This is a genomic window from Streptomyces sp. DvalAA-14, assembly GCF_900091855.1.
Taxonomy (GTDB): domain Bacteria; phylum Actinomycetota; class Actinomycetes; order Streptomycetales; family Streptomycetaceae; genus Actinacidiphila.
Window position 1 is genome coordinate 1 of sequence record NZ_FMCH01000471.1, and the last position, 14,749, is coordinate 14,749.

The window sequence follows — 14,749 nt, forward strand, 5'->3', positions numbered from 1 at the left end:
TCCCCGGCCTCGATGTCAGCGGCTGGCAGGGGACGGTCGACTGGCCCGCGGTCCGCAGCGCGGGCGCCACCTTCGCCTACGTCAAGGCGACCGAGGGGACGGACTACGTCAGCCCCGACTTCAGCGACCAGTACACCGGGTCGGCCAACGCCGGTCTGATCCGGGGCGCCTACCACTTCGCGGTGCCCGACAACTCCTCCGGCGCGGCCCAGGCCGACTACTTCGTCAGCCACGGCGGCGGCTGGTCGGCCGACGGCAAGACCCTGCCGCCCGCCCTCGACATCGAGTACAACCCCTACGGGGCCACCTGCTACGGCCTCAGCCAGAGCGCGATGGTGTCCTGGATCAGGAGCTTCAGCGACGAGGTGCACGCCAGGACCGGGCGCTACCCGACGATCTACACCACCACCGACTGGTGGACCACCTGCACCGGCAACAACGCCGGCTTCGGCGCCACCAACCCGCTGTGGGTGGCCCGTTACTCCAGCGGCCCGGGAACGCTGCCAGCCGGCTGGTCGGCGCAGACGATCTGGCAGTACGCCGACTCCGGCACCTTCCCCGGCGACCAGGACAGCTTCAACGGCAGTGCCGCCGCCCTCCAGGCGTTCGCCGGCGGCACCGGGGGCACACCGCCTCCTCCCCCGCCGTCCGCCGGCTGGCCGGTGGTGCAGCAGGGCCAGACCAGTGAAGCGGTACGGGCGGTTCAGTACCTGCTCAACGCGCACGGATCCGCGCTCACCGTGGACGGCGCCTTCGGGCCGGCCACCAATACGGCGGTCCGCTCCTACCAGTCCGCGCACGGCCTGACCGTCGACGGCATCGTCGGCCCCGCCACCTGGGGGTCGCTGATCGTCACCGTCCAGCAGGGCAGCAGCGGATCCGCCGTCTCCGCGGTGCAGCACGAACTCGACGCGCACGGCGCGGCCCTGACCGTCGACGGCGCCTTCGGGCCCGCCACCGACAGCGCGGTCCGCTCCTACCAGTCCGCGCACGGCCTCACCGTCGACGGCATCGTCGGCCCCGCCACCTGGGAGGCGCTGGTGGGCTCCTAGGCCGTGTCTGACAAATAGCGCCGTCCGCCCGCAGGGCGGGGCCCCGCGGCGTCTGGTGCGTGCGATCGCAAGGCGGTGGGGGCACCTCCCAGCGATAGCTGGGGGAGGTCGTCCTCGTAGTGGGCTACTCGGACGACCCCGACAACGCAGCGAGCGCGCGTGCCAGGCGTCGCGGGGCAGGCGGGATTTGTCAGACACGGCCCAGCACGGCCCGCTGCCCCGCGCCGGCCGTCCCGGCGAACGGGTCCGGCCCCTCGGCTGCCCGTGCCGCCGGCCGTCGGCTCCGTCCGCTCAGCGGACCGTGCGGAAGAACTCCGTCAGGTCGGCGGCGAGGAGTTCGGGCTCCTCGTGGGCGGCGAAGTGGCCGCCGCGGGGCATGCGGGTGTACCGGGTGACGTGGTAGGTGCGCTCGGCCCAGCTGCGGGGCGGTTGCACGAGGTCGGCGGGGAACACCGCGACGGCGGTGGGCACCTGCACCCGTCGGGAGCGGGCGGGCACGTCCACCCGCTCCAGGCGCAGGCCGCGGCCCCGGTCGTACTCGTAGTACGGCCGGAACGAGGTCGCGATGGTGCGGGTGAACCAGTAGAGGGATGCCTGGGTCAGGACGAAGTCGTCACTGAAGCGGCTGGACAGATCGCCTCCGCTGTCGCTCCAGGCGCGGTACTTCTCGACGATCCAGGCGAGCAGTCCGGCCGGGGAGTCGGACAGGCCGTAGCTGAGGGTCAACGGCCGGGTCTGCTGCTGGTGCATGTAGCCGCCCTCGTCGGCGGACCAGGCGGCGAGGGCATCGAGGTACATCTGCTCCTGCGGGGTGATGCTCGTCGCGTCGTATCCGGTGGGGTTGGCGATCGCCAGCAGGTGGATGCCCGCCAGCGCCTCGGGGTGGCCGCCGCGAGCCGGGAGGTGATGCCGGAGCCGAGGTCGCCGCCGTGGGCCCCGTACCGCTCGAAGCCGAGGTGGTCGTGCAGGAGCCGGTGCCAGATCTCGTGCGTCGGCAGGCCGTCCAGCACGGGCCGCTGCGGCGAGAACGCGAATCCCGGCACGGACGGGACGATGACCGTGAAGGCGTCCTCGGCGGCGCCCCCGAACTGCGAGGGGGTGGCCAGCCTGCGTGCGAGACCGGCCAGTTCGAGGACGGAACTGGGCCAGCCGTGGGTCAGCACGATCGGCAGGGCGCCCGGGCTCTCCCCGTCGAAGCGCAGGTAGTGGACCGGTGTCCCGTCGATGTCCGCGAAATGGGAGGGCAGGGCGTTGACGGCGGCTTCGTGCGTACGCCAGTCGTAGCCGTCGGCCCAGTACGCGACGAGGCGCCGCAGTTCGCCGGGCTCGGTGCCGGCCGCCCACCCCTCGGTGGGCCACGCGGTCGGCCAGCGGGTGTTCCGCAGGCGCGAGCGCAAGTCGTCGAGCTCGGCGTCGGTGACGTTCATCAGGGGCGGGCTGTCGGTCATCGCTGCTCCGTGGGGCCTGGTGCGGTGCTGGCAGTGCTGGCGGTGCTGCCCGGGGCGGCCCCGGAACGGCGGTAGGACGGTCACAGGGCCGGGCCCAAGGTCCGGTCGATCGCCGCGCGTATGGTGTCCCGCGGCTCCGGCTCCGTGGCGAGCAAGGCGTTCATGATCATGCCTTCGAGCAGCGCGTCGAGCCGAGCGGCGTTGTCCGGGTCGGTGAAACGGGCCAGGACCGCACGGCTCCGCGCGGTCCACCGCTCGGTGAGCGCGCGCAGCTCCGGATGACGCAGCGCCGCCAGGTGGAGCTCGAAACCGAGGACCGCGCTCCGGCGCCGGGCCGGGCCCTCCCGCACCAGGTCGGTCAGCACCTCGACCAGCTCCTCCCGCGTCCGTATCGACGCGAACAGGTCGCTGAAGTCCGCGGAGCGCCCCTCGACGTAGCGCGCGAATGCCTGTGCCTGGAGGTCGGTCAGGCTGGCGAAGTGATAGGTGACCGAGCCGAGCGGGACATCGGCCCGGGCGGCGATGCGCCGGTGCGTGGTGCCGGCGACGCCGTCCTCCGCGAGGACGTCGAGGGCGGCGTCGAGGATCCGCTCCTTGCGGTCGGGATCCTTCCGGCGCGGGCGGCGGCCGGTTCCCGCCCCGGTCCCGGAGCGGAGGGGAGGCGGTTCGGCGTGCGGCATGTGTACAAATGTACACCCGTGGTGCGTACAGATGTACACCCCTGGTGATCCGCCAGCGGCCCGGTGCGGTGGACGCGACCGTCCGGCCCCGTACGGCCGGCAGGAGGGAGGCGACGGAGGCGCCCGGTGGGCCCGGAAAAGCGGCCACATCACGCAATTCCGGTGTTACACCGAGCGACAGCGGGGGCGCCCGCTTGTGATTCCATCCATAGGACGTGCATCACATACAGGGCTGCTTAGTATGTGCCGCCCGCACCGCAGAGCGCGATGCGCGGAGTATTCGACTGCCTTCCGGGTCCCGCTACGAATCACATTCGTAGCCGGGGTCTTTGACCGGTGAATTCGAAACAACTAAGAATTCACGGGTCGCCAACGGAAGAGGTAAGTCTCGTATGCAGCTCCCCACGATCCCGAACAAGCTCCCCACGTTCTCCAAGTTCAACCGGCTGTCGAAGAAGCAGAAGATGACGACGGCCGGCGCACTCGCCGCCACCGCCCTCGTGCTGTCAGTCACCGGACTGGAAGCGACCGCGGGCGCGGGTTCGGCGAGCGCGGCGAGTGCCCCGACCGGGTTCTCGGTCTCCACGGGCCAGCATGTCAAGAGTCTCGACGCGCGGTCCGGTATGGCGTCGCAGAGTGCCATCCACACCGCTGACGCCAAGAAGCAGGCCGCGGCCGACCCCGCCATCAAGGACGCGGCGGTTGCCACGGCCAAGAAGCCGGCGGCGCACACGGCCGCCGCAAAGCCCGCGGCCACCAAGCCGGCCGCGCCCAAGCCCGCTCCAGCCAAGCCCGCCCCGGTCAAGCCGGCCCCGAAGGCCGCAGCCCACGCGGTCCCCGTACAGGTCAAGAAGGTCCACGCCGCGCCGCCCCGGCCGGCCGTGAAGACCTACCCGAACAACCTGGACGGCTGGATCCGGCAGTCGCTGGACATCATGCACGCCAAGGGAATACCCGGTAGCTACAGCGGAATTCACCGCAACATCATCCGTGAGTCGAGCGGCAACCCGAACGCGATCAACCTGTGGGACATCAACGCCAGGAACGGAATTCCGTCCAAGGGCCTGCTCCAGGTGATCAACCCGACCTTCAGCCGCTACCACGTGACCGGAACGTCGTGGAACATCTACAACCCGGTCGCCAACATCACCGCCGCGTGCAACTACGCCGCCGCCCGGTACGGCTCGATGGACAACGTGAACTCCGCGTACTGATCGAACGCAGCTGACCGACCCATCCGACCGGCACAGCCGGTCACCGCCGGAGAAAAGGGCGGCGGGACCTTTCGAGGTCCCGCCGCCCTTTTCCGTTCACGGGGCGGCGATCGGCGGCTGGCAGGTCGTGCACGCGACCGCCCAGCCGTGCTTGACGAAATGGGCGGCGGCCTCCGCAGTGGTCGGGGTGAGCCGGCCGGTGGCTCCCCAGCATCCGGCCACATGCAGTTCCAGGGCGCGCCGATCCGGCGCGTCGTGCCGGAGGGGCCGGAACACCAACTGCGGCGCGGCGGGCTCCCGCGGCACACTCGCGTAGTCCTCGTCCGCGATCTGCACGACCACCCCGGCGGGGATCTGAATGACCACCTGCGCCCACCACTGCCCGGCGGGTGCCTGCCGCCAGCGGATCAGCTTCCCCGGGACCTGTGTGCCGCCGGGGAGCGTGACGCGGACGCGGGGCGGATCAGCATTATCGGACACACGTTCGATACTAGTCAGTCCGGCGGACCGGGCGGAAGGCGCCACGGTCGGACGACCCACCGCAGCAGGTGGAATGCGAAGCCGGCCGGTCTCAGGGCTCTTGCCGGGAGCGCCGGCGAGCTCTAGAGTTTGAGCGGTTGCTCAATCCGATCGCTCAGTGGAGAAGGTGCGGCGTGGCCCGAGCAGGTGGCAAGCGGTCGGTCGGGCCGTCCGGGAGCGCCAGTTCGGCGCAGACCCGTGCGGCGCTGGTCCAAGGAGCTGTCGCGGCCCTGCGCGAGGTGGGTTTCGCCGGGGCCAGCGCGCGGGAGATCGCCCGGCGGGCCGGCTGCAATCAGGCGCTGGTCTTCTACCATTTCGGCTCGGTGGCCAAGCTGCACCTGGAGGCCCTGGACGCGGTCAGCGCTGCTCGCGACGCGCGCTACCGGGCCGTGGTCGCGGAGTCCAAGAACGTCAGGGATCTGGTCCGGGCCGCCAGGACGGTCTTCGACGAGGACCTGGACCAGGGGCACGTGACGGTGCTGGTCGAGATGATCGCCGCCGCCCAGTTCACCCCCGAACTCCGCCCGGAGGTCGCCGCCCGGATCCGGCCGTGGCGCACCTTCGCCGCCGACAGCGTCCGCGACGCACTGGCGGGTTCCCCCGCCGCCCGGCTGCTGCCGCCCGAGGAAGCCGCCCACGCCATCGTGGCCCTCTACCTGGGCCTGGAGATGCTGGCCAACCTCGAAGAGGAACGCGAGCCCGCGCTGGCCCTGTTCGACCGCGCCGGAAAGATCGCCTCCCTGCTCGACATCTTCAAGCGAAAGAAGAAACCATGACGGGCAACAGACGCGACTGGCTGCTCTTCGCCGGATGGCTGCTGGCCGGCGCCACTTACGGGGTCGCCCTGCTGACCGCACTGACGATCGGGCCCTTCATCCTGCCGATCCCGCTGGCCGGCACGGTCGTGCTCGCCACCCGCCGGGACACCCAGCGGGGCATGCCGGGGCTGCTGTCCGCCGTGAGCCTGCCGCTGTTCCTCCTCACGTATGTCAATCGGCACGGGCCGGGGACCTACTGCGATGTCTCAAGGAATGGGGAGACGTGCACCGGGGGCCTGCTCAACCCGTGGATTCTGCTGGCTGCCGGCCTCGTCCTGTTCGGCGCCGGAGTCGCGTTGTTCCTCAGGAATCGGCGGCTGCCGGTGATCAGCCCCGCCGCACCGTGGCCGTCCCGGGGGATGTGACGCCGACCGCACCGCGCGGCCGGACCGTCTGCGTTTCTCCGAGTTTGACTGATATCTCGGAGACGAGACCTGGCGGGACCCGGCCCGCCGTCGCCGTGCCGGGAGCCGGCGAAGCCGCCAAAACCCACGGTGACAATCCGGTGCCGGCGAGCATTGAACCCAGCGGGACCGCCGAAACCGGCAACCGGAGTCGATCATTCGCAAGGCATTGACTTAGGTAAAATCCTGACGCAACATCAGCATCTGCCGGGAGTCTGCGTCAAGAGTTCCGGTCAAATCTGGCCATATGCGCGTTCAAGCTCACTGAGTCAGGAGAGACGCTGCCAGCCGACGGCGGCTGCCGGCGGGAACAGCCAGGACGGCGATGGCGACAACGGCGTCGTGCAGGAGGGCGCCGGTGCCCCGACTCGCGAACCCCACACCGATGGAGTCAAGGTGGCAAACCGAAATATCCGGCGCGCGTCCGTCCTACTGGCGGCCTGCGCGACTGTCCTGTTAGGCGTCAGCGTTCCGGCGCATACCGCCCCCCTTCCCGCGGCCGCCCCCGCGGCGAGCTCGCAGCCGATCTACCTGAACACCGCCTACAGCTTCTCGGAGCGGGCCGCGGACCTGGTCTCGCGGATGACGCTGCCGGAGAAGGTCGCGCAGTTGAACACCAACAGCGCGCCGCCGATCCCGCGCCTGGGCGTCCAGGGCTACACCTACTGGAGCGAGGGGCAGCACGGGATCAACACCCTCGGCGCCGACAGCAACAACGGCGGTGTCACCGGCGGAGTGCACGCCACCAGTTTCCCCAGCAACTTCGCCTCCTCCATGTCCTGGGACAAGTCGCTGACGTACCAGGAGACCACCGCGATATCCGACGAGGTGCGCGGTGAGCTCGACAAGTCACTGTGGGGCACCGGGCAGAACAATCTCGGCGCCTCGGCGAGCGACTACGGCTCGCTGACGTTCTGGGCACCCACCGTCAACCTGGACCGGGACCCGCGGTGGGGCCGCACCGACGAGGCCTTCGGCGAGGACCCGTACCTCGTCGGGCAGATGGCGGGCGCCTTCGTCAACGGCTACGAGGGCAACTCCCCCACCGGGCAGTCCTCCACCGGCTACCTCAAGGTCGCCGCCACCGCCAAGCACTACGCGCTCAACAACGTCGAGAACCAGCGCACCGGCATCAGTTCCAACGCGTCGGACACCGACATCCGCCAGTACTACACCGCCCAGTTCAAGAGCCTGATCGAGAACGCGCATGTGTCGGGCCTGATGACGTCGTACAACGCGATCAACGGGACGCCGGCGGTCGCCGACACCTACACCGTCAACCAACTCGCCCAGCGCACCTACGGGTTCGGCGGCTACATCACCTCCGACTGCGGCGCGGTCGGCACCACGTACCAAAATCCCCCGAGCGGCCACGCGTGGGCCCCGCCGGGCTGGAGCACCGACAAGCAGGGCGGCAGCGCCACCTGGACCAACACGGCCACCGGGGCGAAGATCTCCGGGCAGGCCGGCGGCCAGGCCTACGCGTTGCGCGCCGGCACCGCGCTGAACTGCGCGGGATTCGACAACACCGCGCCGAACATCCAGGCGGCCATCGACGCCGGGATCCTGAGCGAGGGCGTCATCGACACCGCGCTGACCAAGGTGTTCACCGTCCGGATGGAGACCGGTGAGTTCGACCCGGCGGGCAAGGTCGGGTACACGACCTTGACCAAGGCGCAGATCCAGAGTCCGGCGCACCAGGCCCTGGCCACCACCGTGGCCGACAACTCGCTGGTCCTGCTGAAGAACTCGGCCCTCACCTCGACCGGCGCCCCCCTGCTGCCGGCCAACGCCTCGAAGCTGAAGAACGTGGTCGTCCTCGGCGACATGGCCAACACCGTCACCCTCGGCAGCTACTCCGGCGAACCCAGCCTGCAGGTCAACGCCGTCCAGGGGCTCACCACCGCGATCAAGGCGGCGAATCCGAGCGCCAACGTCGTCTTCGACGCTGCCGGCACCTCCAGCACCGCGACCTCGCCCGCCGTGCTCAGCGCCGCGACGCAGGCCGCGGTCAAGAACGCCGACCTGGTGATCCTCTTCGTCGGCACCAACTTGACCAACGGCTCCGAGGGGACCGACCGCGCGAGCCTGGCCATGCCGGGCAACTACGACTCCCTGATCAACCAGGCGACCGCGCTCGGCAATCCCAACACCGCGCTCGTCATCCAGTCCGACGGCCCGGTGAAGATCGACGATGTCCAGGGCAAGGTCCCCGCCGTCCTGTTCAGCGGCTACAACGGCGAAAGCCAGGGCACCGCCCTCGCGGACGTGGTGCTGGGCAAGCAGAACCCCAGCGGCCACCTCAACTTCACCTGGTACCAGGACGATTCGCAGCTTCCCGCGATGACCGACTACGGACTGACCCCCGCCGACACCTCGGGACTGGGCCGCACCTACCAGTACTTCACCGGGACGCCCACCTACCCCTTCGGCTACGGGCTGAGCTACACCTCGTTCGCCTACTCGCCGGCGACGGTCGACCACTCCACCACGACCGCCGACGGCACGGTGAACGTCAGCTTCACCGTGACCAACACCGGCTCCACCGCGGGTGCGTCCGTCGCGCAGCTCTATGCCGCGACCCCGTTCACCGTCTCCGGCGTGCAACTGCCGAAGAAGCGGCTCGAAGGCTTCGCGAAGACCACTGTGCTCGCCCCGGGCGCCTCACAGCAGATCACCTTGCCGGTCAAGATCAGCGACCTGTCGTTCTGGAACGCGACCACCATGAAGTCGGTGGTCTACGACGGTACTTACCAGTTCCAGGTCGGCTCCAGCGCCGCCACCACCGCCAGCAGCGTCAACGTGGCCGTGACGGGCGCGATCACCCCGCAGGTCCAGTACGTCACGGTGCAGCCGCCGGCCGTGGTCTACAACGCCGGCGACACCATTGACCTGACGGGCAAGAACCCGTGGATCAAGGACGACACCACCGGTACGGGTTCGGTCCCCCAGGGGCGCGACATGAGCGTGACCGCGGACAACATCGTCGAGGCCGCCGACAACGACGAGTCGTTCGCCAACCTGTCCACCGCCCAGGTCAGTTATGCCACCAGTGACCCCTCCGTCGCGACGGTCAGCAGCGCCGGCCTGGTCAAGGCGGTCGGCGACGGAACCGCCACCATCACGGTGACGGTGAACGGGGTGAGCGGATCCGCCCCGATCGTGGTGCGGCACGCGCTCACCCTCGCCGCTCCGGTGCTGATCACCGCGGGCGGCACCGTGACCGCGACCACCTCGTTCGTCAACGGCGGCACCACGGCGGAGAGCAACGTCAACCTCGCGATCACCGCCCCGAGCGGCTGGACCGCGCAGGCGACGACCGCGACCTCCTTCGCCACGGTCGCCGGCGGCCAGACCGTCCGTACCACCTGGCACCTGACCGCACCGTCCGGGGCGGCTCCCGGCGGCTTCCCGCTGTCCGCGCAGGCGACGCTCACCGGCGCCGGACCCTACACGGACAGCGGCACGATCAACATCGCCTACCCGTCGTTCAACGCCGCGTTCGACAACACCGGGATCAGCAGCGACACCAACCCGTCCGCCGGAAACTTCGACGGCGGCGGCGCCGGCTACTCCGCGCAGGCCCTCGCGGCGGCCGGACTGAGTCCCGGGGCGGTGTTCCACCACGACGGGGCCGCCATCACCTGGCCGAACGTCGCGGCCGGCACACCCGACAACATCGTGGCCGGCGGCCAGACCGTCCCGCTGTCCGGGTCCGGCAGCACACTGTCGGTGCTGGGCTCGGCCGCGTACGGCACGGCTTCGGGCAGCGGCACGATCATCTACACCGACGGCACCACGCAGACCTACGCGCTGGCGTTCTCCGACTGGTGGTCCACCTCGCCGACGCAGGGCACCGATGTCGCCGCCGGGCTCCCGTATCTCAACAACTCCGGCGGCAAGCAGACCCAGGCCGTCAACATGTACTACGCCTCCGCGCCACTCCAGCCGGGCAAGACCGTGCAGGCCGTGGTGCTGCCCAACGTCAGTCCGAACGCGGCGCAGAACACCATCGCCCTGCACATCTTCGCGATGGGCGTCTCCACGCCGTCGGCCTCCACGGTGATCAGTCTGCGCGCGCACGCCAACAACGACATCGTCACCGCGGACAACGCGGGGGCCTCGCCGCTGATCGCCAACCGGACCTCGATCGGCCCGTGGGAGAGTTCGACCTGATCTCCAACTCCGACGGCAGCGTGTCCTTCCGCTCCCACGCCAACAGCGACATCGTCACCGCGGACAACACCGGCACCTCACCCCTGATCGCCAACCGCACCTCGATCGGCCTCTGGGAGGAATTCGACCTGATCTTCGACTGACGTGCCCGGGGCGGCGCCGCCCCACCTTCCGGCGGATGCGGGGCGAGCCGGCCCGCATCCGCCGGGACCGGTCGCGGCGCGGCGGTCCGGGACCGGCGGGCGGCCGGCTGTCCGATCAAGGTGATTGACTGTGCGCCAGCACCGCCGCACCGCACGCGGACGGTCTTTCCTGCCAACACCCCCGCCTTGCCGCGCGGCGGGGGCCGTGCCCGGGGGGGCGAACATCGTGGACCCGTCGACGCCGTCGATGAACAGAAGTGCCGTCACCGCGGTGAAGTGGGCCTGGGTGCCGGGGGTCGGGATCCTCGCCGGGCGCCGGGCGCTGCGCGAGATCAAGTGGAGCGGGGAAACGGGACGGACGAAGGCCCGGCTGGGAATCGCGGTGAACACCGTCGTCACCGTCGCGGTGGTCGGCGGACTGATCGCCGCCTCCGTGTTCGACGGCCCCGGCGGCAACGCCGCCGAGCTGCAGGCCCGGCAGTGCTTCACCACCGGCGGCTCGGTGGTGGATCTCAGCGGCGGCGGCATTGTAGCCAAGGCGCGGACGGTGGGCTGCGGACGGCCGCACAAGGGCGAGGTCACCGGGCGCTGGGACTCCTCGCCGACCTGGAAGACCTATCCGGGCGCGGCGGTCATGGAGCGGCGGGCCGGTACCGAGTGCGCGCGGCTGCTCGCGGCCTACGCGCCGGACTCCTGGCGTCTGCCCGGCGACGCGAGGTCGCGGTACTACGTGCCGACCGCATCCGGCTGGACGTCGGGCGCGGTCCGCACGGTGGTCTGCTTCGTCCAGCGGGGTCAGTCCACCGCGACGGTCGGATCGATCCACCAGGACACCTCCGCCCTGACACCGGATCAGGCCGCGTATCTCGCGGCCGAGAACGCCTACTACCTGACCGAACTCCAAAAGCCCGACAGTGTCCGTCCCACCACCGACCTGGCGGCCTGGCGGCGGTACGCCTCCGTGATGGCCGCCGCGGGGCTCGCCCGGGAGCACGCCCTGCGCGCCCGCTCCTGGCCGCCGGCGTCGGCGGGACCGGTGGCCCGGCTCGAAGCCGGCGTGGACCAGGCCGCGGCGGACTGGCGCAAGGCCGCGCTGGCCCCGGACCCGGAGGGAACCGACCGGTATGTGGCGGCCGCCGGAGTCGTCGGAACCGGTGCGGAGGCGGAGGCGGCCGCCGTCCGCCGCGGTCTCGGCCTGGCCGACGCCAACGGCGACCCGCACCTGTCCGTCTGATCCGGCCGAGCACCGGCGCCACCCGCCCGTCCACCCGGCCGCCCGTCCTCGGCCGGTGATCCCACCGCCAGCACGGCGCCGTGTTCGCCCATGACCGCACGGGTGGCCGGCGCCGCCCCCAGACCGGCCGCCGCGACGAGGTGGTGCCCGCAGGGGTGTCCCGGCTCCGGCAGCGCGTCGTACTCCCGCAGGAACGCCACGGTCGGCCGGCGGCCGGCGCCGCCCCGGCCCAGGAAGGCCGTGGGCATCCCGGCGACGCCCGGGGTGATCTCGAAGCCGCCGGCCCGAAGCTTGTCGGACAGCAACCGGGCGACTCGTGCTCGGCCTGGCGGATCAGCGTCTGCGCAGCGCCCGTCATACGGCCCCCGGGATCTCCGGGACACCCGGGCCCGCCGGACCGCCGGGACTTCCGCTCCGGGAAAGGCGGCGGCGCCCGTTCCCCGGCTGCTGCCGCACCGGGGTCCCGCCCGGGCTGAACGGGAGCGGCCGGCCTGGCCGGCCTTCGGTGCGCTTCGGTGGGCTCGAGGTGCGCCCGGGGTGGCGGGAACGCCCGCGGTGGCTCGTCGGGGTGAAATTCCGGTCCGGATGGCCCCGGGGACGGCGGCCTGCCGGGGCCGGCCGGGTATCGGGCGAGCGCGGGCCCAGCGACACGCCGCCCGCGTCCTGGCCGCGACTGTGCCCCCGCAGTTCTCTCGCATCGAAGGATCGGAACCGAAGTGACGGAGAAGAAGAATCCCGTGGCTGCCGCCGCCGACAAAGTCGCCGAGACGGTGGAGGGAGCCCTGCGGCGGCCCGGTGTGATCCCGGGCGCGCCCGGCTCGGAGGCACCCCAGGTCGACGAGCCGACCGATCCGCGCGGCCCGCTGCCGCCCAAGCCCGACCAGCGCGGGCCGGAAACGCACAGTCCGACCGGGCAGCCGACCCGTACTCCGCAGAAGGAGGTCGCGCAGGGCGGGAAATGGCTCACCACCGCCCAGGGCGCCCGGCTCTACGACACCGACCACTCGCTGAAGGCCGGCCCCCGGGGGCCGGTGCTGCTCCAGGACCACCACCTGCGGGAGAAGATCACCCACTTCGACCACGAGCGCATCCCCGAGCGGGTCGTGCACGCCCGCGGGGCCGCCGCCCACGGCGTGTTCACCGGCTACGGCACCGCCGGGCAGATCAGCATGGCCTCCTTCCTCGGCAAGGACGTCGAGACCCCGGTCTTCGTGCGCTTCTCCACCGTGCTCGGTTCGCGCGGCTCCGCCGACACCGTGCGCGACACCCGGGGCTTCGCGACGAAGTTCTACACGTCCGAGGGCGTCTTCGACCTGGTCGGCAACAACATCCCGGTGTTCTTCATCCAGGACGCCATCAAGTTCCCCGACGTCATCCACGCCGGCAAGCCGCATCCGGACCGGGAGATCCCGCAGGCCCAGAGCGCCCACGACACCTTCTGGGACTTCGTCACCCTGCACACCGAGGCCACCCACCACACGCTGTGGAACATGTCCGACCGGGGCATCCCGCGGTCCTTCCGGATGATGGAAGGCTTCGGCATCCACACCTTCCGGCTGGTCAACGCCGACGGCGCCACCACGCTGGTGAAGTTCCACTGGAAGCCGAAGCTCGGCGTGCACTCCCTGGTGTGGGAGGAGGCCCAGATCACCAGCGGCATGGACCCGGACTTCCACCGCCGCGACCTGGCCGACGCCATCGAAACCGGCGCCTTCCCGCAGTGGGAACTGGGCGTGCAGACCTTCCCCGACACCGACGACCAGATGTTCGAGGGCATCGATCTGCTCGACCCGACCAAGATCGTGCCGGAGGAGCTGGCCCGGGTCCAGCCGATCGGCCTGATGACGCTCAACGCCAACCCGTCGAACTACTTCGCCGAGACCGAGCAGGTCGCCTTCCACGTCGGCCACCTCGTGCCCGGCATCGACCTCACCAACGACCCGCTGCTGCAGGGCCGGCTCTTCTCGTACCTCGACACGCAGATCAGCCGGCTGGGCGGCCCCAACTTCGGCCAGCTGCCCATCAACCGCACGCACACCCCCGTCAACGACATGCTCCGCGACGGCATGCACCAGACCGCCGTGCACCGGGGTGTGGCCCCCTACCACCCCAACTCCCTCGACGGCGGCTGCCCGTTCCTCGCCGGCGCCGACACCGGCGCGTACATCGAGGTACCGGCCGAAGTCCAGGCCGGCCGCAAGGTCCGCGAGGCCGCGGCCTCGTTCGACGACCACTTCAGCCAGGCCCGGCTGTTCTGGCTGAGCATGACGCCCGTCGAGCGCGAGCACATCGTCGCCGCCTACACCTTCGAGCTCGGCAAGTGCTACGAGAAGGCAGTCAAGGAACGGGCGCTGCAGGTGCTCGCCAACATCGACGCCGGGCTGTGCGCGCATGTGGCCGAAGGACTCGGCCTGCCCGCTCCGCAGGCCACCGTCACGCCGGCCGCGGTCGCGGCGAGCCCTGCGCTGTCGCAGCTCGGCGGGACCTGGCCGGTGGCCGGCCGGACCATCGGCATCGTGACCGACGGCACCGGCGAACTGGACAGCGTACGGGCGGTACGGCAGGCCGTCCTGGACGCGGACATGGTTCCCCTGGTGATCGCCCCCACCGGGGGTGAACTCGGCCCCGACGGGGAGCCGTTGGTGGTGCAGCGCACCTTCGCCACCGCCAGGTCCACCGAGTTCGACGCGATCCTCGTCACGGCGGCGCCGGTCCCGGGCGCGGATGCGTACAGCGCGCGTGACGCCAAGGTCGACGACAACCTCGCCACCGGGGCCGGCCTCGATCCGCGGGTCCTGCTGATGGTCACCGAGGCGTACCGGCACGGCAAGCCGCTGGGCGCGTGGGCCGGCGGGGTCCAGGTCCTGGAAGCGGCCGGCATCCCCACCGACGCCCCCGGCGTGGTCTCCGGCGCGGATCCCGACGCGACGCGGCAGGCCGTCACCGAGCTGCTGACCCACCACCGGGCCTGGGAACGCTTCACCCAGGCCGTCTGACGCCCGCTCGGCGGGCTGAGCCGGACCGCCGCCGGGAGGGGTGCGGGGCGCGGGCGGGTGTTGCC

Annotated in this window: 12 protein-coding genes and 1 pseudogene; 9 read left to right on the top strand and 4 right to left on the bottom strand. The window is 71.1% G+C overall.

The window, feature by feature from the left end; genetic code table 11:
- Positions 1 to 617 (top strand): annotated as a pseudogene (locus GA0115240_RS38565) (lysozyme); the annotation flags it as partial.
- A gap of 123 nt (positions 618 to 740) precedes the next feature.
- Positions 741 to 1,052: a peptidoglycan-binding domain-containing protein gene (locus GA0115240_RS38570; RefSeq protein ID WP_256069959.1), complete on the top strand. Its 312-nt coding sequence runs from the start codon at positions 741 to 743 to the stop codon at positions 1,050 to 1,052.
- Between the two features lie 291 nt (positions 1,053 to 1,343).
- On the opposite strand, the gene GA0115240_RS38575 is transcribed toward GA0115240_RS38570, so the two are convergent.
- The 3 genes from GA0115240_RS38575 to GA0115240_RS24555 form a co-directional block, all read right to left on the bottom strand.
- Entirely contained in the window at positions 1,344 to 1,850 is a 507-nt protein-coding gene (locus GA0115240_RS38575) for an alpha/beta fold hydrolase (RefSeq protein ID WP_237555171.1), read from the bottom strand.
- Entirely contained in the window at positions 1,775 to 2,500 is a 726-nt protein-coding gene (locus GA0115240_RS38580; RefSeq protein WP_237555172.1) for an epoxide hydrolase family protein, read from the bottom strand. The genes GA0115240_RS38575 and GA0115240_RS38580 overlap by 76 nt, the downstream gene beginning before the upstream one ends.
- An 80-nt stretch (positions 2,501 to 2,580) precedes the next feature.
- Positions 2,581 to 3,180, bottom strand: coding sequence for a TetR/AcrR family transcriptional regulator (locus GA0115240_RS24555; protein ID WP_093739724.1), 600 nt, complete (start codon positions 3,178 to 3,180; stop codon positions 2,581 to 2,583).
- A gap of 392 nt (positions 3,181 to 3,572) precedes the next feature.
- On the opposite strand from GA0115240_RS24555, the gene GA0115240_RS24560 reads away from it, so the two are divergent.
- Positions 3,573 to 4,394 (top strand): transglycosylase SLT domain-containing protein, encoded by an 822-nt coding sequence (locus tag GA0115240_RS24560; protein WP_237555173.1) that lies wholly within the window; start codon positions 3,573 to 3,575, stop codon positions 4,392 to 4,394.
- A 96-nt stretch (positions 4,395 to 4,490) separates the two neighbouring features.
- Here the strand turns inward: GA0115240_RS24560 and GA0115240_RS24565 are convergent, their stop codons facing one another.
- Entirely contained in the window at positions 4,491 to 4,874 is a 384-nt protein-coding gene (locus GA0115240_RS24565; protein ID WP_093739726.1) for a DUF6233 domain-containing protein, read from the bottom strand.
- Positions 4,875 to 5,047: 173 nt separating this feature from the next.
- Between GA0115240_RS24565 and GA0115240_RS24570 the strand changes: the two genes are divergently transcribed.
- The 6 genes from GA0115240_RS24570 (at position 5,048) to GA0115240_RS24590 (ending at position 14,684) form a co-directional block, all read left to right on the top strand.
- Positions 5,048 to 5,689 (top strand): TetR/AcrR family transcriptional regulator, encoded by a 642-nt coding sequence (locus tag GA0115240_RS24570; RefSeq protein WP_161302417.1) that lies wholly within the window; start codon positions 5,048 to 5,050, stop codon positions 5,687 to 5,689.
- Positions 5,686 to 6,096 carry a hypothetical protein gene (locus GA0115240_RS24575; protein ID WP_093739730.1) on the top strand — a complete coding sequence of 137 codons (411 nt, stop codon included), beginning with the start codon at positions 5,686 to 5,688 and terminating at the stop codon, positions 6,094 to 6,096. The genes GA0115240_RS24570 and GA0115240_RS24575 overlap by 4 nt, the downstream gene beginning before the upstream one ends.
- A 435-nt stretch (positions 6,097 to 6,531) precedes the next feature.
- Positions 6,532 to 10,311: a glycoside hydrolase family 3 C-terminal domain-containing protein gene (locus tag GA0115240_RS24580; protein WP_202451708.1), complete on the top strand. Its 3,780-nt coding sequence runs from the start codon at positions 6,532 to 6,534 to the stop codon at positions 10,309 to 10,311.
- A complete protein-coding gene (locus GA0115240_RS37195) occupies positions 10,293 to 10,454 on the top strand; it encodes a fascin domain-containing protein (protein WP_161302420.1) in 162 nt (53 codons plus the stop codon). The genes GA0115240_RS24580 and GA0115240_RS37195 overlap by 19 nt, the downstream gene beginning before the upstream one ends.
- A gap of 247 nt (positions 10,455 to 10,701) precedes the next feature.
- Entirely contained in the window at positions 10,702 to 11,688 is a 987-nt protein-coding gene (locus GA0115240_RS24585; protein WP_093739732.1) for a septum formation family protein, read from the top strand.
- A gap of 716 nt (positions 11,689 to 12,404) precedes the next feature.
- Positions 12,405 to 14,684, top strand: a complete 2,280-nt coding sequence (locus tag GA0115240_RS24590) for a catalase (protein WP_093739734.1) — start codon at positions 12,405 to 12,407, stop codon at positions 14,682 to 14,684.
- Positions 14,685 to 14,749 lie beyond the last annotated feature (65 nt).